Origin of the sequence: Actinomyces culturomici, assembly GCF_900499005.1 — a bacterium.
GTDB lineage: Bacteria > Actinomycetota > Actinomycetes > Actinomycetales > Actinomycetaceae > Pauljensenia > Pauljensenia culturomici.
Genome location: NZ_LS991316.1, coordinates 861,180 through 880,456 on the forward strand (window position 1 = coordinate 861,180; position 19,277 = coordinate 880,456).

Below are 19,277 nucleotides of genomic sequence, written 5' to 3' on the forward strand. Positions count from 1 at the left end.
ATGAGCCTCGACCACCTCATCTCCATCCGCGACCTCGACTACCGCGAGGCGCTCCTCCTCCTCGACACCGCCGAGCAGATGGCCGCCACCCAGTCGCGGCGCGTGAAGAAGCTTCCGACGCTCCACGGCCGCACGGTCGTCAACCTCTTCTTCGAGGACTCGACGCGCACGCGCCTCTCCTTCGAGGCCGCCGCGAAGCGCCTCTCGGCCGACGTCATCAACTTCTCCGCGAAGGGCTCCTCCGTCTCCAAGGGCGAGTCCCTCAAGGACACGGCCCTCACGCTCCAGGCGATGGGCGCCGACGCGGTCGTGGTCCGCCACTCCTCCTCGGGCGCGGCCCACCGTCTCGCCCACGCGGGCTGGATGGACCTCCCGGTCCTCAACGCGGGCGACGGCACCCACCAGCACCCGACACAGGCCCTCCTCGATGCGATGACGTTGCGCCGCCACTTCCACCGCGACCCGTCCTCCCCGGACGTCGAGCCGCTGGCGCCCGGCACCGACCTCGCCGGCGCCCGCGTCGTCATCGTCGGCGACGTCCTCCACTCGCGCGTCGCCCGCTCGAACGTCGATCTCCTCACGCTCCTCGGCGCGCGCGTCACCCTCGTCGCCCCGCCGACGCTCCTCCCGGTCGGCGTCGAGAACTGGACCTGCGACATCGAGTACGACCTCGATCGAGCGCTCGCCGACGAGCCGGACGCGGTCATGATGCTCCGCGTCCAGCGCGAGCGCATGAGCGCCGCCGGCGGCGGGTTCTTCCCCTCGCCCGGCGAGTACCACGCCGCCTACGGCCTCGACCGGCAGCGCTTCGCCGCCCTCCCGCCCTCGTCGATCGTCATGCACCCCGGGCCGATGAACCGCGGGCTCGAGATCAGCGCCGAGGCCGCCGACTCCGACCGCTCGGTCGTCGTCGAGCAGGTCGCCAACGGCGTCTCCGTCCGCATGGCCGCCCTCTACCTCCTCCTCGCCCCCGAAGGGAACTCCCGTGACTGACGCCCAGACCTGGTTCATCGCCTCCGCCGACCTGCTCGGGCAGGGGCGCTCCGACATCCTCGTGAAGGACGGGCGCGTCGTCGCCCTCGGCGCCGAGGCCCGTGACGCGGCGGACGGCGCGCGCCGCGTCGACGCCGACGGCCTCATCGCCCTGCCCGGCCTCGTCGACATGCACACCCACCTGCGCCAACCCGGCCAGGAGGACGCCGAGACCATCGAGACCGGCACCCGCGCCGCAGCGGTCGGCGGATACACGGCCGTCCACGCGATGGCGAACACGACGCCCGTCGCCGACACCGCCTCCGTCGTCGATCAGGTGTGGGAGATCGGCCGCGAGTGCGGCTGGGTCGAGGTCCGCCCGGTCGGCGCCGTCACGCAGGGACTGCGCGGCGAGCACCTCTCCTCGATGGGCGCGATGGCGAAGGCGCGCTCGCAGGTGCGCGTCTTCTCCGACGACGGCAAGTGCGTCGCCGATCCGGTTCTCATGCGGCGCGCCCTCGAGTACGTCAAGGCCTTCGACGGCGTCGTCGCCCAGCACTCCCAGGACCCCGGACTCACCGAGGGCGCCCAGATGAACGAGTCGCCCCTGTCCGGCGAGCTCGGCCTCGCCGGATGGCCGGCGGTCGCCGAGGAGGCGATCATCGCCCGCGACATCCTCCTCGCCAAGCACGTCGGCTCCCGCCTCCACGTCTGCCACCTCTCGACCGCCGGATCGGTCGAGCTCATCCGCTGGGGCAAGCGCATGGGCGTCGACGTCACCGCCGAGGTCACCCCTCACCACCTCCTCCTCACCGAGGAGCTCGCCCGCTCCTACGACCCGCTCTACAAGGTGAACCCGCCGCTGCGGACCGCGGAGGACGTCGAGGCCGTCCGCGAGGGCCTCGCCGACGGGACGATCGACGTCGTCGGCACCGACCACGCGCCCCACCCCCTCGAGTCGAAGGACTGCGAGTGGCAGGCCGGCGCCTTCGGCATGACCGGTCTGGAGACCGCGCTCCCCATCCTCATCTCGACGATGGTCGAGACCGGACGCATGACCTGGGCGGACATCGCCCGCGTGATGTCGACGACTCCGGCGAGGATCGGGCGCGTCGCGACGCAGGGGAGGGGCCTCGTCGTCGGGGCGCCCGCGAACCTCTGCCTCGTCGACCCGAGCGTCCGGCGAGTCGTCGATCCGTCCGCGCAGTGGACCCGCTCGACGAACACCCCCTATCGCGGGATGGAATTGCCAGGTCAGGTGCTTTACACGTTCCACGAGGGCGCGTCCACGGTCCTCGAGGGCGCCCCGATCGCCAAGGAGGATCGCTGATGGCCGAAGAGATCGCACTGCTCGTCCTCGAGGACGGGACCGTCTTCCGCGGACGCGCCTGGGGCGCGCGGGGGAGGAGCCTCGGGGAGATCGTCTTCTCGACCGGCATGACCGGCTACCAGGAGACCCTCACCGATCCCTCCTACCACCGCCAGATCGTCGTCATGACCGCGCCGCACATCGGCAACACGGGCGTCAACGACGAGGACCCCGAGTCGAAGCGGATCTGGGTCGCCGGTTTCGTCGTCCGCGACCCGGCGCGCCGCGCATCGAACTGGCGCTCGAGGCGCGAGCTCGAGGACGAACTCGTCGAGCAGGGGATCATCGGGATCTCCGGCGTCGACACCCGGGCGATCACCCGCCACATCCGCACCGCCGGCGCCATGCGCGCGGGCATCTTCTCCGGGGACGCCCTGCCGGCCGGAGCCGAGCACCTCGGCGACCAGGTCCGCGACGCCCTCGTCCGCATCGTCGTCGACCAGCCCGCGATGGCGGGCGCCGCGCTCGCCCAGGAGGTCTCGACGCCCGAGGCCTACGTCGTCCCCGCCGAGGGCGGGGAGACGAGGGCGCGAGTCGTCGCCGTCGACCTCGGCATCAAGTCGCGGACGCCCGAGCAGCTCGCCGCCCGCGGGATCGAGGTCCACGTCCTCCCCAACACGATCACCTTCGCCGAGATCCAGGCCCTCGAGCCCGACGGCGTGTTCTTCTCCAACGGGCCGGGCGACCCCGCCTCGGCCGATCACGAGATCGATGTGCTGCGCGCCGTCCTCGATCACGGCCTCCCATACTTCGGGATCTGCTTCGGGCACCAGCTCTTCGGACGGGCCCTCGGCTACGGGACGTACAAGCTCGATTTCGGTCACCGCGGCGTCAACCAGCCGGTGAAGGACGTCGAGACCGGACGCGTCGAGATCACCGCCCACAACCACGGCTTCGCAGTCGACGCCCCCGTCGGCGAGCCCTCGACCGCCCCCTTCGACGGGGGGCGCTACGGGCGGATCCTCGTCAGCCACGTCGGACTCAACGACGGCGTCGTCGAGGGACTGCGCGCCCTCGACATCCCCGCGTTCTCCGTCCAGTACCACCCCGAGGCCGCCGCCGGCCCCCACGACGGCGAGCACCTCTTCGACCGCTTCCTCGACATGATCCTCGCCGCCAAGGTGAAGAAGGAGGAGAACTGATGCCCCGCAGGAACGACCTCTCCTCCGTCCTCGTCATCGGCTCGGGCCCGATCGTCATCGGCCAGGCCTGCGAGTTCGACTACTCGGGCACCCAGGCGTGCCGCGTCCTCAAGGAGGAGGGCCTGCGGGTCGTCCTCGTCAACTCGAACCCCGCGACGATCATGACCGACCCGGAGATCGCTGACGCCACGTACGTCGAGCCGATCACCCCGGAGGTCGTCGCCGAGATCATCGCGAAGGAGCGCCCGGACGCGCTCCTCCCGACCCTCGGCGGTCAGACCGCCCTCAACACCGCGGTCGCGCTCGCCGAGAACGGCGTCCTCGAGAAGTACGGCGTCGAACTCATCGGCGCCTCGATCGACGCGATCCGCGCGGGCGAGGACCGCGAGGAGTTCAAGGAGATCGTCGAGCGCTGCGGCGCCGAGGTCGCCCGCTCCTTCATCGCCCACACCCTTGAGGAGTGCCACGCCGCCGCGGCCGAGCTCGGGTACCCGCTCGTCGTCCGCCCCTCCTTCACGATGGGCGGCCTCGGCTCCGGCTTCGCGCACACCCCAGAGGAGCTCGACCGGATCGCCGGCCAGGGCCTCGCCGCCTCGATCACGACGGAGGTCCTCCTCGAGGAGTCGATCCTCGGGTGGAAGGAGTACGAGCTCGAGCTCATGCGCGACAAGGCGGACAACGTCGTCGTCGTCTGCTCGATCGAGAACGTCGATCCCGTCGGCGTCCATACCGGCGACTCCATCACCGTCGCGCCCGCCCTCACCCTCACCGACCGCGAGCTCCAGAAGCTCCGCGACATCGGCATCGCGGTCATCCGCGCCGTCGGCGTCGACACGGGCGGCTGCAACATCCAGTTCGCCGTCCACCCCGATACGGGCCGCATCATCGTCATCGAGATGAACCCGCGCGTGTCCCGCTCCTCGGCGCTCGCGTCGAAGGCGACGGGCTTCCCGATCGCGAAGATCGCCGCGCGCCTCGCGACCGGCTACACGCTCGACGAGATCCCCAACGACATCACGGGCTCGACCCCCGCGTCCTTCGAGCCGACGCTCGACTACGTCGTCGTCAAGGTCCCGCGCTTCACCTTCGAGAAGTTCCCCCAGGCCGACCCCACGCTCACGACCTCGATGAAGGCCGTCGGCGAGGCGATGGCGATCGGCCGTAACTTCACCGAGGCACTCCAGAAGGCGCTCCGCTCGATCGACAAGGGCGGTGTCCAGTTCCACTGGGACGGGCCGGTCCCGACGCCCGAGGAGACCCGCGCCCTCGTCGCAGCCGCCGCCACGCCGACGGAGTCGCGCCTCGTCCAGGTCCAGCAGGCGATCCGCGGCGGCGCGACCCTCGAGGAGCTCTTCGCGTCGACGCGCATCGACCCGTGGTTCCTCGACCAGCTCCTCCTCATCGACGAGGTCGCGACGAGGATCCTCACGGCCCCCGCGCTCACGCGCGGCGTCCTCGAGGAGGCGAAGAGGCACGGCTTCTCGGATCGCCAGATCGGCGCCATGCGCGGCCTGTCGGAGACGACGGTGCGGGAGGTGCGCGGCGCCTTCGAGATCCACCCCGTCTACAAGACCGTCGACACCTGCTCGGCCGAGTTCGCGGCGCGCACGCCCTACCACTACTCGACCTACGACCAGGAGTCCGAGGTCGCGCCGCGCGAGCGCGAGGCGGTGATCATCCTCGGCGCGGGCCCCAACCGCATCGGCCAGGGGATCGAGTTCGACTACTCGTGCGTCCACGCCACGATGGCGCTGCGCGATCGCTTCGACACGGTGATGATCAACTGCAACCCGGAGACGGTCTCCACCGACTACGACGTCTCCGACCGCCTCTACTTCGAGCCGCTCACCCTCGAGGACGTCCTCGAGGTCTACCGCGCCGAGTGCGCGGCCGGCCCCGTGCGCGGCATGCTCGTCCAGCTCGGCGGGCAGACGCCCCTCTCGCTCGCCGCGGACCTCGAGGCCGCGGGCGTCCCGATCCTCGGAACGTCCCCGGCGTCGATCGAGCTCGCCGAGGACCGCGAGGCCTTCGGGAGGGTGCTCGCCGAGGCCGACTGCCCGGCGCCCGCCCACGACGTCGCGCACGCGCCCTCGCAGGTCCTCGAGGTCGCCGAGGCCGTCGGCTTCCCCGTCCTCGTCCGCCCGAGCTTCGTCCTCGGCGGCCGCGGCATGGAGATCGTCAACGACGCGGCCGGCCTCGCCGACTACCTCGATCGGCCCAATCTCGAGGCGCTCTTCTCGAGGGGCCCGCTCCTCATCGACCGCTTCCTCGACGCGGCGATCGAGATCGACGTCGACGCGCTCTTCGACGGCGACGAGCTCTTCATGGGCGCGATCATGGAGCACATCGAGGAGGCCGGGATCCACTCCGGCGACTCGGCGTGCGTCCTCCCGCCGATGACCCTCTCGGCGCGCGAACTCCAGCGGATCAGCGCCTCGACCGAGGCGATCGCGCGCGGCGTCGGCGTGCGCGGCCTCATCAACATCCAGTTCGCGCTCCTCTCCGACACCCTCTACGTCATCGAGGCGAACCCGAGGGCCTCGCGCACGGTGCCCTTCGCGTCGAAGGCGACGGGCGTCCCGCTCGCGAAGGCGGCCGCGCTCATCCAGGTCGGCGCGTCGATCGCGGACCTGCGCGCGGCGGGCGTCCTCCCGACGATCGACGCGCGCGTCATCCCCGTCGACGCCTCGATCGCGGTGAAGGAGGCCGTCCTCCCGTTCCGGCGCTTCCGCCGCGCCGACGGCTCGGTCGTCGACACGATCCTCGGCCCCGAGATGCGCTCGACCGGAGAGGTCATGGGCATCGACCGCGACTTCCCGACCGCCTTCGCGAAGTCGCAGTCCGCGGCCTTCGGCGAACTGCCGACCGAGGGAACGGTCTTCATCTCGATCGCCGACACCGACAAGCGGGCGATCGTCTTCCCGGCCGCGCGCATGCGCGAGCTCGGCTTCGAGATCCTCGCGACCGCGGGCACCGCCTCGGTCCTGCGCCGCAACGGCATCGACGCGCGGATCGTCCGCAAATCCTCCGAGGGGCGCGGCCCCGACGGCGAGCCGACGGTCGTCGACCTCATCAACGACGGCCTCATCGACATGATCGTCAACACGCCGCAGAAGTCGGAGCACCGCCACGACGGGTACCAGATCCGCACGGCGGCGACCGCGAACGACCGGACGATCATCACCACCCTCCAGGCGTTCAACGCGGCCGTCCAGGCGATCGAAGTGCGACTGCGCGGCGTCTACCGGGTCCGTTCCCTCCAGGAGTGGGACGCGGTCCGATCGGCGGCGAACCGATGAGCGCCTCCTTCGGCGACCGCCTCGCCGCGTCCATGGACGCGCACGGCGCGGTCTGCGTTGGCATCGACCCGCACCCGGGCCTCCTCGACGCGTGGGGGCTGCCCGCCTCCGTCGAGGGGCTGCGGGCCTTCTCCCTCGGCGTGGTCGACGCCCTCGGGGGAGCCGTCGGCGCCTTCAAGCCGCAGGCGGCCTTCTTCGAGCGCTTCGGATCGAAGGGCGTCGCGGTGCTCGAAGAGGTGATCGCCGCCTGCCGGGAGGCCGGATCGCTCTGCGTCGTCGACGCGAAGCGCGGCGACATCGGCTCGACGATGAAGGGGTACGCGGACGCGTATCTCTCGGAGGGCTCGCCGCTCGCGGGCGACGCCGTCACCCTCTCCCCGTACCTCGGCGTCGGATCGCTGCGCCCCGCGCTCGACCTCGCCGCCGAGACCGGGCGCGGGGTGTTCGTCCTCGCTCTCACCTCGAATCCCGAGGGAGCGGCCGTCCAGCACTCGAGGGGAGCCGACGGGGCCTCCGTCGCCGCGCGCGTCGTCTCCGAACTCGCCGAGTTCAACGCCTCGGTCCCGCACGACCGGCTGGGGCCGGCCGGCGTGGTCGTCGGCGCGACGGTCGGGAGCGCCGTCGCGGACCTCGGAATCGATCTCGCCGCGCTCGAGGGCGCGATCCTCGCGCCCGGAGTCGGCGCGCAGGGCGCGGGGCCGGCGGAGATCGCCGCGGTCTTCGGCGCCGCGCGGCACGCGGTCCTCGCCTCCTCCTCCCGGGCGATCCTCGGGCGGGGCCCGGGCGCCGAGGGACTGCGCGCCGCCTACGCCAAGACGGTCGAAGGGCTCGCCGACTAGCGAAAACGCCGCCCATTCCCTCCACCGAACTATGACGCGGGCGATAAAATGCCTGCGAGCAGTACCTTCAATCACTTTCGATGGAGAAGGAGTGGGCGGCAATGGCGCTTCCTCAACTCACACCCCAGCAGCGCGCGGAGGCCCTCGAGAAGGCGACCGTCGCGCGTCGTCGTCGCGCGGAGATCAAGACCAAGGTGAAGAACCGCGAGCTCTCGCTGTCCGAGGTGCTCGCCCTCGCGGAGACCGATGAGGCCGTGGCGAAGATGCGCGTCCTCGCGCTCCTCGAGTCCCTCCCGAGAGTCGGCGTCACGACCGCGGCGCACCTCATGGACGAGTACGGCATCGCGCAGACGCGTCGCGTCCGCGGCCTCGGGCACGTCCAGTCCCAGGCGCTCATCGAGCGATTCGGCTGACGCCGGGAGCGGTGGCAGGATGGGGTCATGGAGACTCCGCGACTCACCGTTCTCGCAGGCCCGACCGCTGTCGGGAAGGGCACCGTCGTCCAGGCCCTGAGGGCCCGGCACCCCGAGCTCGTCGTCTCCGTCTCGGCGACGACCCGGGATCCGCGCCCGGGCGAGATCGGCGGCGTCCACTACCGCTTCGTGTCCGATGAGGAGTTCGATCGTCTCGTCGCGACCGACGGGATGCTCGAATGGGCGACCGTCCACGGCCTCCACCGCTACGGCACGCCGCGCGGGCCCGTCGAGGACGCCCTTTCCGCCGGCAGCCCGGTCCTCCTCGAGATCGACCTCGACGGCGCCCGGCAGGTGCGCAGGACCCGTCCGGACGCCCTCTTCGTGTTCCTCGCCCCGCCCTCGTGGGAGGAACTCGTCCACCGGCTCGTCGGCCGAGGGACCGAGTCGGAGGCCGAGCGCGCCCGCAGGCTCGAGACCGCGAAGGTCGAGCTCGCCGCCGAGAGCGAGTTCGACGTCACTGTGATCAACGACGACCTCGACAGGGCGGTGGCGGAACTGGCCCGCGTCATGGGCCTGGAGTAGACTGGCCGCTCGTGGCCGACCGGCCGCTGGAACCAGGAGGAGTCGAATGTCCGGAATCGTCGCGCAGCCCGAAGGCATCACGTCCCCGCCGATCGACGACCTCCTCGAGCACGTCGACTCGAAGTACGCGCTCGTGATCTTTGCCGCCCGCCGCGCCCGGCAGATCAACTCGTACAACCTCCAGCTCGAGCAGAACATGATCCAGTTCGTCGGCCCCGTCGTCGACACCGAGCCGGACGAGAAGCCGCTCGCGATCGCGCTGCGCGAGATCAACGAGGGCCTCCTCACGCTCGAAGCCGACCAGAAGGCCTGAACGTGGCCCCCACGGTCGTCGTCGGGGTATCAGCCGGAATCGCCGCCTACAAGGCGGCGATTCTCGTACGCGCGCTCGTGCGCGCCGGATGCGACGTCCGCGTCGTCCCCACACCGCGCTCCCTCGACTTCGTCGGCCGCGCCACCTGGGAGGGCCTCACCGGGCGCCCCGTCCACACGGGCGTGACGGACGTGCCCGGCGCCGACCACGTCGAGCTCGCCCGCATCGCCGACCTCATCGTCGTCGCCCCCGCGACCGCGGATCTCCTCGCGCGCGTGCGCGCCGGCATCGCCGATGATCTCCTCACGACGACGATCCTCGCGTCGCACTGCCCCGTCCTCCTCGCGCCCGCGATGCACTCGGCGATGTGGACGAATCCCGCGACCTCGGAGAACGTCTCCGTTCTGCGCGAGAGGGGCCTGAGCGTCCTCGACCCCGACACGGGAGCGCTCGGATCGGGGGACTCGGGCGTCGGGCGTCTTCCCGATCCCGAGCGCATCGCGGCCGAGGCACTCGCCCTCCTGCGCCCCGAGGGCCCGCGCGACCTCGAGGGAGCTCGCATCCTCGTGTCGACCGGGGGGACCCACGAGCCCATCGACCCCGTCCGCTTCATCGGCAACCTCTCCTCGGGACGCCAGGGCATCGCGATCGCGCGGGCCGCGGCCGACCGCGGAGCGCGCGTCGTCCTCGTCGCCTCGAACGTCGAGTCCGCACTCCTCGCGGACCTTCCCGCGGGGATCGAGGTCGTCCTCGCGCCGAGCGGCGCCGACGTCGAAGACGCCGTCCTCTCGCGCCTGTCGGGCCTCGACGCCGTCGTCATGGCCGCCGCCATCGCCGACTTCCGGCCGACGAGCGTCGCCGAGGGGAAGATCAAGAAGGATCCGGACTCTCGAGACGCCCCCGTCCTCGTCCTCGAACGGACGACCGACGTCCTCAAGGCCGTCTGCGAATCGCCGGAACGGCCGCGCCTCGTCGTCGGGTTCGCCGCCGAGACCGGTTCGCCCGATGAGGTCCTCCGCCTCGGAGCCGAGAAGGCGCGGCGCAAGGGCGCCGACCTTCTCGCCGTCAACCGCGTGGGCGGGGGTCGCGGCTTCGGGGACGTTGAGAACTCCGTGTCCCTCGTCGATGCGTCCGGCGAGGTCGTCGCCGGTTTCGCGGGAACGAAGTCGGAGGTCGCCGAGGCCCTCGTCGCCGAGATGGCGGCTCGACTCGGTACTATTGCCGGGTGACTTCCCCGCGCCAGCTCTTCACGTCCGAATCTGTCACCGAGGGCCATCCCGACAAGGTCTGCGACCGGATCTCCGATTCGATCCTCGACGCCCTGCTCGCCAAGGACCCGCATTCGCGCGTCGCCGTCGAGACGATGGCGACGACCGGCCTCGTCCACGTCGCCGGCGAGGTGACGACCGAGGCCTATGTCGAGATCCCGCAGATCGTCCGCGAGGAGATCCTCCGCATCGGCTACGACTCCTCGAGGGTCGGCTTCGACGGCGCCTCCTGCGGCGTGTCGATCTCCATCGGCCAGCAGAGCCCCGACATCGCCGGGGGAGTGGATCACGCGCTCGAGACGCGCGACGGCACCGCCCTCGACGACCGCGACGCGCAGGGCGCCGGAGACCAGGGGCTCATGTTCGGCTACGCGTCCGACGACACCCCCGACCTCATGCCCGCGCCGATCTGGCTCGCCCACCGGCTCGCGAAGCGCCTCGCCGACGCGCGCCGCAGCGGCGAGGCCGAGGGGCTGCGCCCCGACGGCAAGACCCAGGTGACCCTCGCGTACGAGGACGGACGGCCCGTCGCCATCGACACGGTCCTCGTCTCCACGCAGCACGACGAGTCCCTCTCTCAGGCCGGGCTCGCCGACCTCGTCGCGCGCACGGTCGTCGAGCCGGTTCTCGCCGAATCGGGCCTCGAGCTCGCGACCTCGGACATGACGCTCCTCGTCAACCCCTCGGGGCGCTTCGTCATCGGCGGCCCCGCGGGCGACGCCGGACTCACCGGGCGCAAGATCATCGTCGACACCTACGGCGGCATGGCCCGTCACGGCGGCGGCGCCTTCTCGGGCAAGGATCCCTCGAAGGTCGACCGTTCGGCCGCCTACGCCGCCCGCTGGGCCGCGAAGAACGTCGTCGCCGCGGGCCTCGCGAGCCGCTGCGAGCTCCAGCTCGCCTACGCCATCGGCCGCGCCCACCCGGTCGGCCTCTACGTCGAGACCTTCGGCACGGGAACCGTCGAGGACGCGCGGATCGCCGACGCGATCCGCGAGGTCTTCGACCTCCGCCCGGCCGGCATGATCGCCGACCTCGACCTGCTGCGCCCGATCTACGCGCGGACCGCCGCCTACGGCCACTTCGGCCGGGAGGGGTTCCCGTGGGAGGAGACGAACCGCGTCGAGGCCCTCCGCGAGGCGATCGCATGAGCGCGCCCACCGCCTTCGACCTCGCGTGGAGGCGCCGGACGAGCCTCGAGATGGCGATCTCCGGCGTCATCGGCCTCATCGCCTCCTTCGTCCTCTCGATCGAGGCGTGGCAGCTCGCGAAGGACGCGTCCGCGACCTTCGCCTGCGACGTCAACTCCGTCCTCTCGTGCTCGACGGTCGCGCAGACGCCGCAGGCGCGCGTCCTCGGATTCCCCAACGCGTTCCTCGGCATCCTCTTCGAGGCGATCGTCCTCGCGATCTCCGTGGCGATCTACGCGGGCGTCCGCTTCCCCAAGTGGTACATGCTCGGGGCGAACCTCCTCTACACGATCGCAGTGTGCTTCGCGTACTGGCTGTTCCTCCAGTCGTACTTCGTCATCCACGTGCTGTGCCCGTGGTGCCTCCTCATCACGCTGACGACGACGCTCGTCTTCGCCGGGCTCACACGGATCAACATCCGCGAAGGGGTCCTCCCCGCGTCCGAATCGGTCCGCCGATTCGTCGCCCAGGGCCTCGATTGGGCGATCACGGGCCTCGTCCTCTTCCTCATCCTCGCGATGGTGGCGGCCCGCTACGGAGTGGCCCTTCTCGGCTGACGCCCGCGCCGGGCCCCGTCGCCCGTCGGCCCCGCGTTCGGGGGAGCGACTCCAGACGAGGGCGGGCCGTGGTCCAATAGGAGAGTGGACGAGCAGACGACCCTCGACGGCTTCGCGCCGGGCGACGCGCCCGTGAGGGTCGCGGGCGTCCTCGTCGACGTCGACCTCGCCCACCTCGACCGCCCGCTCGACTACGAGGTTCCGACCGAGCTCCTCGGCGCGGTAGCGCCGGGCGTCCTCGTGAGAGTCCGCCTCGCCGGGCGCCGCCTTCCCGGGTGGGTCGTCGACGTCCGCACCGAGACCCCCGTTCACCGCCTGTCGCCGATCGAGACGGTCGTCTCGGCGCTGCCCGTCCTCAGTCCGCAGATCCTCCAGGTTGCGAGGCGCATCGCCGACCGGAACGTCGCGACGGCGTCGCAGGCGCTCTCCCTCGCCATCCCGGCCCGCCACGCCGCGACCGAGAAGGCGGTCCTCGCCGCGGACCCCGCGCATCCCTCGCCCTGCGCCCCGCCCGAGGGGGCGGCGTGGGCGACCCATCCCGCGGGTCCCGCCCTCCTCGCCCACCTCGGAGCGGGGGAGGGGCCGCGGGCCGTCTGGACGCAGCTCGGTCCGACGAGGGACGCGCGCATCGTCGAACTCGTCCGCGCGACGCGGTCATCGGGCCGCTCCGCCCTCGTCGTCGCCCCGACGACCACGATCGCCTCGAGGCTCCACGAACTCCTCGCCGCGGACCTGGACGAGCAGATCGGACTCGTCACCGCGGAGTCGAGCCCGGCCGACCGCTACCGCATCCACCTCGAGGCGCTCCTCGGGCGCCTCGGCATCGTCGTCGGCACCCGCTCGGCGGTGTGGACGCCGATGACGGACCTCGGCCTCGTCCTCGTCGAGGACGACGGCGACGACCGCCTGCGAGAGCGCAGGGCTCCGCGCTGCGACGCCCTCGACGTCGCGGTCGCGCGCGCCCACATCGAGGGCTGCGCCCTCGTCGCCGGCGCGCACTCCCGTTCGGTGAAGGCGCAGGAGCTCGTCGCCTCCCACTGGGCGGTCGACCTCACGGAGGACGTCCCCGTCCGTCGCGCCCTCGGCCCGCTGGTCCGCGTCCTCGACGACGCCGACGCCGACGCGGAGGGCCCCGGCGGCGCGATGCGGATGCCGGGAGCGGCGCTGCGCGCGATTCGCGAAGGACTGGAGACGGGCCCCGTCCTCGTCCAGGTCGCCTCCTCGGGCTACGTCCCCGTCGTCTCCTGCGCCCGCTGCCGCGCGATCGCCCGGTGCGCCGAGTGCGGAGGACCTCTGAGGATGGCCGCCTCCGGGGCGGTGAGCTGCGCGTGGTGCGCGCGCCCCGTCCAGGAGTGGCGGTGCCGCCAGTGCTCGGGGACGCGCCTGCGGTCCGTGCGCGTGGGATCGGAGCGCACCGCCGAGGAGATCGCCCGAACGATCCACGAGACCTCCGTCCTCGTCTCCTCCTCGAGCCACGCGATCACGCGAACGATCGGCGCCGAGGCGCGGATCGTCGTCGCGACGCCGGGCGCAGAGCCCGCGGCCGAGGGCGGATACGCGGCGCTCGTCATCCTCGACGCGCGCGCCGTCGCGGGGCGGGCGGAACTGTGGGCGCCAGAAGAGGCGATGCGCCGCTGGTTCAACGCGCTCGCCCTCGTCCGCCCCGGTGGCGCCGCCCTGTTCAGCGGGGGAGTGGAGACTGCGATGGCCCAGGCGCTCATCCGCCTCGACCCCGCCGACTTCGCGCAGCGCCTGCTCGACGAACGGGCGGCGCTCGGCTACTTCCCCGCGAAGACCGTCGTCGCCCTCGACGGCGCGCCCGGAGACGTCGCGGCGCTCGCCGGCGGCGCGGAGGGCGAACTCATCGGCACCGTGCCCCTGGAGGACTCCGAGGGGTCGGGTCGCGTTCGGGCGCTCGTGCGCGCCGATCGGGGGGAGACTGCGCGGCTCCTCGACTCCCTCGCGCAGGCCCAGCAGCAGCGCGCCGCCCGCAAGCTCGCGCCCGTGCGAATCACCGTCAACCCGCCCGAGCTCTTCTAACCCGAGCGAGTGCTTCTCACTCGAGTGGGTTCTCCCCACCCGCTCGGATCGTTCCAAACCCCGCGGGGGCGGGCGGAGGACGGCCCACGGCTAGACTGGACGGGTGCGCATCGTCTTCGCGGGCACGCCCGCCCCCGCCGTCCCCACCCTCCAGGCCCTCCTCGCCTCCGAGCACGAGGTCGTCGCGGTCCTCACGCGGCCCCCGGCCCGTGCGGGACGCGGCCGCGCCCTCGTCCCCTCGCCGGTCGCCGAGGCCGCCCGCGAGGCCGGGATCGAGGTCATCGAGGCGAGCGGATTCCGCGATCCCGAGATCCGGGAGCGCGTCGCAGCTCTCGGCACGGATCTCGGCGTCGTCGTCGCCTACGGCGCGCTCATCCCCCAAGAGGTGCTCGACATGCCCGCGCACGGCTGGATCAACCTCCATTTCTCCGACCTGCCGCGCTGGCGGGGCGCCGCCCCCGTCCAGTGGGCGATCCTCTCCGGGGACACCGCGACCGCCTCCAGCGTCTTCCTTCTCGAGAAGGGGCTCGACACCGGGCCCGTCTACTCGCGACTGCCCGTCGAGATCGGCCGCGAGACCGCGGGCGAGCTCCTCGCGCGCATGGTGGAGCTCGGCGCGCCCCAGGTGCTCTCCGTCGTCGACGCGATCGCGGACGGAAGCGCCGTCGCCGTCGCGCAGGACGAGGACGATCCGCGGGTGACGAAGGCGCGACAGCTGTCCCACGAGGACGGGTTCGTCGACTTCGCCGAGACCGCGGCCGAGGTCGACCGCAGGATCCGCGCCGTCGATCCGAACCCCGGTGCCTGGACCCTCCTGCCCGACGGTCGGCGACTCAAGCTCGGCGCCCTCGAACCGGTCGAGGAGGACCTGCCGATCGGCGTCGTGGCCGCGACGAAGAAGGAGGTGCTCGTCGGCTGCGGATCCGGGGCCGTGAGACTCGGACGCGTCGCCCCCGCGGGCAAGGGCTGGATGGAGGCGGCCGCCTGGGCGCGCGGCGCCCGCCTTCCCGAGGGCGCCCGACTCGGCGCGGAGGAGGAGCGATGACGCGCAAGTACTCCGACGGCTACCGCTCGGTCCGCGAGGTCGACGCCGCCCGGCGCGTCGCCTTCGACGTCCTCATGGACGTCGAGACCGAGGGCGCCTACGCGAACCTCGCCCTCGCGAAGGCGCTGCGCGCCGCGAGGAACCGCGAGCGCCTCGACGCCCGAGACGCCGCCTTCGCCTCCGAGCTCGTCAACGGGACGCTGCGCGCGCAGGGACGCCTCGACTGGGTCCTCGCCCGCCACCTCACCCGCCCGCTCTCCGAGGCCGACCCCGGAGTCCGTGTGCTCCTTCGGCTCGGCGCTCACCAGCTCCTCGACATGCGCGTTCCCGACCACGCGGCGGTCGCGACGACCGTCGACCTCGCCCGCGCCCGCCTCACCGACGGCCCGACGCGCATGGTGAACGCCGTCCTCCGCTCGATCACCCGGGAGGAGCTCGGCGCGATCGACGCGGCGATGGCCGCGATCCCCGACCGCTTCGAACGACTCGCGGTCCGCACGTCCCACCCCGAATGGATGGTCCGCGCCTTCGAGGACGCGCTCATCGCCCACGGCTACGACCCGACCGAGCTCGAGCCCCTGCTCGAGGGCGATGACGAGCCCCCGATCGTCTCCCTCGTCGCCCGCCCCGGACTCGTCGAACCCGACGACCTCGCCGACGAGGCCGCCGAGGTGCTCGGAACCCGCGTCGCGCTGGGCACGGTGAGCGAGCGCGCCGTGCTCATCGAGAGCGGCGACCCCGCCTCCCTCGACTCGATCCGCACGGGACTCGCGGGCGTGCAGGACGAGGGCTCCCAGCTCTCCGCCCTCGTCGCCGCGGCGGCCCCGCTCTCGGGTCCCGACGCCTCGTGGCTCGATCTCTGCGCCGGCCCGGGCGGCAAGGCGTCCCTCCTCGGGGCGATCGGCGCCGGACGGGGCGCGCGCCTCACCGCGAACGAGGTCCACCCGCACCGCGCTCGCCTCGTCGAGCGCGCCTGCCGGATGCTCGACAACGTCGACGTCGTCTCGGCCGACGGGAGGACCTTCGGCGGCCCGAGGACCCCGTGGCCGCTCGGCTCCTTCGACCGCGTGCTCGTCGACGCCCCGTGCTCGGGCATGGGCTCGATGCGCCGGCGCCCGGAGTCGCGCTGGCGCCGATCCGAGGCCGACCTCGACGACCTCGTCGCCCTCCAGGCCGAGCTCCTCGACCGCGCGCTCGAGCTCGTCCGGCCCGGCGGCGTCCTCGCCTACGTCACGTGCTCGCCGCACGCGCGCGAGACCGTCGCCCAGGTCGAGCGCCTCGTCGAGCGCGGGGGAGTGATCCTCCAGGACGCAGTCGCGATCGGGGAGTCCCTCGCCCCCGAGTCCCTCGAGATCCCCGCTTCGGCGGGGAGGATCCGCGGGGCCGAGGACGGGCGCGCGCTCCAGCTCTGGCAGCACCGTCACGGCACCGACCTCATGTTCATCGCCGTGCTCGAACGAGCGGACTAAGGCCCGGTGGGGACGGGGATCGCGTCGGTAGACTGGCGCCTATGAGCCTCACGATCTCCCCCTCCATCCTCAACTGCGACATCGCCGATCTGCGCGGCGAGCTGAAGAAGATCGCCGGCGCCGACGTCGCGCACGTCGACGTCATGGACAACCACTTCGTGCCCAACCTCTCCTGGGGCCTCCCGGTCGTCGAGGCCGTCGTCGCCTCCGGCGTCCTCCCGGTCGACGCGCACCTCATGATCGAGGACCCGGACCGCTGGGCGCCCGGTTACGCGGAGGCGGGCTGCCATTCGGTGACCTTCCACGCCGAGGCCGCCCACGCGCCGCTGCGCCTCGCCCGGGAACTCCACCGGCTCGGCTCGAAGGTCGGCCTCGGACTCAAGCCCGCGACCGACATCGCCCCCTTCGTCGACATCCTCTCCGAATTCGACATGATCCTCGTCATGACCGTCGAGCCCGGCTTCGGGGGCCAGTCCTTCATCGAGTCGATGCTCCCGAAGATCCGTCGCACCCGCGAGGCGATCAACGCCGCGGGTCTCGAGGTCTCCATCCAGGTGGACGGCGGCGTCTCCCGCGCGACGATCGAGCGCGCCGCGGAGGCCGGCGCCGACAACTTCGTCGCGGGCTCCGCCGTCTTCAAGGCCGAGGACGCCTATGCGGAGGTGGAGCTCCTCCGCGAGCTCGCGGGGCGCCACACCCACTGATATTCCGGACGACACGCGGCCCGACCTCGCACGAGGCCGGGCCGCGTGGCATGATGGGGACCAGCTCCGGGGTCGGTGCAAGTCCGAACCGGCGGTGAGAGTCCGCGACCCGCCCGCTATCGGGCGGTTGAATCGGTGAAATTCCGATACCGACGGTGAAAGTCCGGATGGGAGGAGCTGCGAGCGCGCGGGGCTCCGTGCGCTCGGCGCCGTGCGTACCCGGATGCCGGAAGGACCGGACGTGGCACGTCGTGCTCGACCCTCGCGTCGCACCGCGCTGATCGCGCCGATCGTCCTGCTCATCGTCCTGCTCGCGGGATGGTGGGCGACGACGTCCTTCACCGGCATCGAATCCTGGCGACTGCCGTCGCCGGGGGCCACGTGGACGCGCGCACTCGAGGTGGCGGCCCTGCCGTCGTTCTGGTCGAAGGCGGCGCTCACGGCGCTCGAGGCCCTCGCGGGCTCGATCGTCGGCACCCTCGTCGCCCTTCCCCTCGCGTACCTCGTCTACCGCTCGCCGATCGTCTCGGCGGCGGTGGAGCCATTCCTCGGCGCCACTCAAGCGCTCCCCGCGATCGCGCTCGCCCCGCTCCTCGTCCTGTGGATCGGGTACGGCTTCTGGTCGATCACCGCCCTTTGCGCGCTCCTCGTGTTCTTCCCGATCCTCGTCTCCACGGTCGTCGGCCTCCGGCACCTCGACCAGGAGGTCCTCGAGGCGGCGGAGCTCGACGGCGCGTCCGGGTGGACGATGGCCGCGGCCATGGAGTTCCCGCTCGCCGCGCCCTCGATCCTCGGCGGCGTCCGCAACGGCTTCACCCTCTCGGTGACCGGCGCGGTCGTCGGCGAGATGGTCATGGGCGGCAACGGCCTCGGGCAGGTCCTCACGCAGGCGCGATCGAACGTCGATACGGCGGGGATGTTCGTCGCGATCCTCCTGCTCTGCCTGATGGCGACCGCGGCCTACATCCTCGTCTACCGGATCGAGCGCTCCCGCAAGTACGCGATCTCCCAGTGAAAGCAGAACGATGATCCCTCGCACCCGAATCCTCTCCGCCGGCCTCGCCCTCGTCGCCGCCGTCTCCCTCGCGGCCTGTTCAGCGGGCTCGACCCCGGAATCGGCCGCGTCCGGCGCCGAATCCACGAGCGGGACCGCCGTGACGATCGGTCTCACGTACATCCCCAACGTCCAGTTCTCCCCGGTCTACGTCGCCGCCGACGACGGCCTGTACGCGAAGGCCGGGCTCGACGCGACGATCCGCCACCACGGCTCCGACGAGGGCCTCTTCACCGCGCTCCTCGCCGACGAGGAGAACGTCGTCGTCGCCTCGGGCGACGAGGCGCTCGTCGCCGCGGCCCAGGGCATGGACCTCGTGTCGATCGGCGCCTACTACCGCACCTACCCGGGCGTCGTCATCGTCCCCGCCGACTCGTCGGTCTCGACCCTCGTCGACCTCAAGGGGAAGACGATCGGCATCCCCGGCGAGTACGGGTCGAGCTGGTACGCGACGCTCGCCGCCCTCGAGGAGGGCGGCCTGACGTCCTCGGACGCGACGATCGCCTCGATCGGCTACACCCAGCAGGCGGCGCTCGCCGGCGGCAAGGTCGACGCCGTCGTCGGCTTCTCGAATAACGACCTCGTCCAGATGGAGAACGCCGGGATGGCGGTCCGCGCGATCCCGCTGAACTCCGACACGCCGCTCGTCGCGGCCTCGCTCATCACGACCCGCGAGTGGGCGAAGGCCCACCCCGACCTCGCGAAGGCGGTCGTCGAGGCGACGACGGCGGGCATCGCGGCGGTCGTCGAGGGTCCCGAGGCCGCCCTCGACGCGACGGCGACGCGCGACGACACCCTCTCCGACTCCACGACCCGCGCGAACGCGAAGGCCGTCCTCGAGGCGACGATCCCGCTCTTCACCGGCTCTGACGGTTCCGTGAGCGCCGTCCAGGACCTCGACACGTGGAAGAAGATGGGCGACTTCCTCGCCTCGGTCCCCGGCGTCCTCACCGGGAAGGTCGACGCCGCCTCCGTGGTGACGAACGACTACGCGGGGAAGTGACGCATCGGGCGGGTC

17 protein-coding genes and 1 riboswitch are annotated in these 19,277 nt (G+C 72.1%); all 17 genes read left to right on the forward strand.

Going from position 1 to position 19,277, the window contains the following annotated elements; translation table 11 throughout:
- Complete coding sequence (locus DY157_RS03715) at positions 1–993, forward strand: aspartate carbamoyltransferase catalytic subunit (RefSeq protein ID WP_115727279.1); 993 nt, start codon at positions 1–3, stop codon at positions 991–993.
- Positions 986–2,302: a dihydroorotase gene (locus DY157_RS03720; RefSeq protein ID WP_115727280.1), complete on the forward strand. Its 1,317-nt coding sequence runs from the start codon at positions 986–988 to the stop codon at positions 2,300–2,302. The genes DY157_RS03715 and DY157_RS03720 overlap by 8 nt, the downstream gene beginning before the upstream one ends.
- Positions 2,299–3,483 carry a glutamine-hydrolyzing carbamoyl-phosphate synthase small subunit gene (carA, locus tag DY157_RS03725; protein WP_115727917.1) on the forward strand — a complete coding sequence of 395 codons (1,185 nt, stop codon included), beginning with the start codon at positions 2,299–2,301 and terminating at the stop codon, positions 3,481–3,483. The genes DY157_RS03720 and carA overlap by 4 nt, the downstream gene beginning before the upstream one ends.
- Positions 3,483–6,782, forward strand: coding sequence for a carbamoyl-phosphate synthase large subunit (gene carB, locus DY157_RS03730; RefSeq protein ID WP_115727281.1), 3,300 nt, complete (start codon positions 3,483–3,485; stop codon positions 6,780–6,782). Before carA ends, carB begins: the two co-directional genes overlap by 1 nt.
- On the forward strand, positions 6,779–7,621 hold the full coding sequence (gene pyrF, locus DY157_RS03735; RefSeq protein ID WP_115727282.1) for an orotidine-5'-phosphate decarboxylase: 843 nt from the start codon (positions 6,779–6,781) through the stop codon (positions 7,619–7,621). Before carB ends, pyrF begins: the two co-directional genes overlap by 4 nt.
- Before the next feature lie 101 nt (positions 7,622–7,722).
- Entirely contained in the window at positions 7,723–8,034 is a 312-nt protein-coding gene (gene mihF, locus DY157_RS03740; RefSeq protein WP_115727283.1) for an integration host factor, actinobacterial type, read from the forward strand.
- Positions 8,035–8,061: 27 nt separating this feature from the next.
- A complete protein-coding gene (gmk, locus tag DY157_RS03745) occupies positions 8,062–8,619 on the forward strand; it encodes a guanylate kinase (protein ID WP_115727284.1) in 558 nt (185 codons plus the stop codon).
- Between the two features lie 46 nt (positions 8,620–8,665).
- A complete protein-coding gene (gene rpoZ / locus DY157_RS03750) occupies positions 8,666–8,932 on the forward strand; it encodes a DNA-directed RNA polymerase subunit omega (RefSeq protein ID WP_115727285.1) in 267 nt (88 codons plus the stop codon).
- A gap of 2 nt (positions 8,933–8,934) precedes the next feature.
- Positions 8,935–10,161, forward strand: coding sequence for a bifunctional phosphopantothenoylcysteine decarboxylase/phosphopantothenate--cysteine ligase CoaBC (gene coaBC, locus DY157_RS03755; RefSeq protein WP_115727286.1), 1,227 nt, complete (start codon positions 8,935–8,937; stop codon positions 10,159–10,161).
- Entirely contained in the window at positions 10,158–11,351 is a 1,194-nt protein-coding gene (gene metK / locus DY157_RS03760) for a methionine adenosyltransferase (protein WP_115727287.1), read from the forward strand. Before coaBC ends, metK begins: the two co-directional genes overlap by 4 nt.
- Positions 11,348–11,947 (forward strand): vitamin K epoxide reductase family protein, encoded by a 600-nt coding sequence (locus DY157_RS03765; RefSeq protein ID WP_235827060.1) that lies wholly within the window; start codon positions 11,348–11,350, stop codon positions 11,945–11,947. Before metK ends, DY157_RS03765 begins: the two co-directional genes overlap by 4 nt.
- A gap of 84 nt (positions 11,948–12,031) precedes the next feature.
- Positions 12,032–13,987: a primosomal protein N' family DNA-binding protein gene (locus tag DY157_RS03770; protein ID WP_115727288.1), complete on the forward strand. Its 1,956-nt coding sequence runs from the start codon at positions 12,032–12,034 to the stop codon at positions 13,985–13,987.
- 103 nt (positions 13,988–14,090) lie between these two features.
- Complete coding sequence (gene fmt / locus DY157_RS03775) at positions 14,091–15,032, forward strand: methionyl-tRNA formyltransferase (RefSeq protein ID WP_115727289.1); 942 nt, start codon at positions 14,091–14,093, stop codon at positions 15,030–15,032.
- Positions 15,029–16,501 carry an RsmB/NOP family class I SAM-dependent RNA methyltransferase gene (locus tag DY157_RS03780; RefSeq protein WP_115727290.1) on the forward strand — a complete coding sequence of 491 codons (1,473 nt, stop codon included), beginning with the start codon at positions 15,029–15,031 and terminating at the stop codon, positions 16,499–16,501. Before fmt ends, DY157_RS03780 begins: the two co-directional genes overlap by 4 nt.
- Positions 16,502–16,542: 41 nt before the next feature.
- Positions 16,543–17,205, forward strand: coding sequence for a ribulose-phosphate 3-epimerase (rpe, locus tag DY157_RS03785; RefSeq protein ID WP_115727291.1), 663 nt, complete (start codon positions 16,543–16,545; stop codon positions 17,203–17,205).
- A 58-nt stretch (positions 17,206–17,263) separates the two neighbouring features.
- A riboswitch (FMN riboswitch) is annotated at positions 17,264–17,388 on the forward strand.
- A 58-nt stretch (positions 17,389–17,446) separates the two neighbouring features.
- Positions 17,447–18,220, forward strand: coding sequence for an ABC transporter permease (locus DY157_RS03790; protein ID WP_407923453.1), 774 nt, complete (start codon positions 17,447–17,449; stop codon positions 18,218–18,220).
- A gap of 10 nt (positions 18,221–18,230) precedes the next feature.
- The gene (locus DY157_RS03795) at positions 18,231–19,262 is read left to right on the forward strand and encodes an ABC transporter substrate-binding protein (RefSeq protein WP_174232127.1); all 1,032 of its coding nucleotides are present in this window, start codon (positions 18,231–18,233) and stop codon (positions 19,260–19,262) included.
- Positions 19,263–19,277 lie beyond the last annotated feature (15 nt).

Bases quoted from the DNA above. Each gene is read 5' to 3' on its own strand.
- mihF (WP_115727283.1), top strand. From the start codon at position 7,723: ATGGCGCTTCCTCAACTCACACCCCAGCAGCGCGCGGAGGCCCTCGAG.
- DY157_RS03780 (WP_115727290.1), top strand. From the start codon at position 15,029: ATGACGCGCAAGTACTCCGACGGCTACCGCTCGGTCCGCGAGGTCGAC.
- rpoZ (WP_115727285.1), top strand. From the start codon at position 8,666: ATGTCCGGAATCGTCGCGCAGCCCGAAGGCATCACGTCCCCGCCGATC.
- DY157_RS03795 (WP_174232127.1), top strand. From the start codon at position 18,231: ATGATCCCTCGCACCCGAATCCTCTCCGCCGGCCTCGCCCTCGTCGCC.
- gmk (WP_115727284.1), top strand. From the start codon at position 8,062: ATGGAGACTCCGCGACTCACCGTTCTCGCAGGCCCGACCGCTGTCGGG.
- carB (WP_115727281.1), top strand. From the start codon at position 3,483: ATGCCCCGCAGGAACGACCTCTCCTCCGTCCTCGTCATCGGCTCGGGC.
- pyrF (WP_115727282.1), top strand. From the start codon at position 6,779: ATGAGCGCCTCCTTCGGCGACCGCCTCGCCGCGTCCATGGACGCGCAC.
- DY157_RS03715 (WP_115727279.1), top strand. From the start codon at position 1: ATGAGCCTCGACCACCTCATCTCCATCCGCGACCTCGACTACCGCGAG.
- DY157_RS03765 (WP_235827060.1), top strand. From the start codon at position 11,348: ATGAGCGCGCCCACCGCCTTCGACCTCGCGTGGAGGCGCCGGACGAGC.
- rpe (WP_115727291.1), top strand. From the start codon at position 16,543: ATGAGCCTCACGATCTCCCCCTCCATCCTCAACTGCGACATCGCCGAT.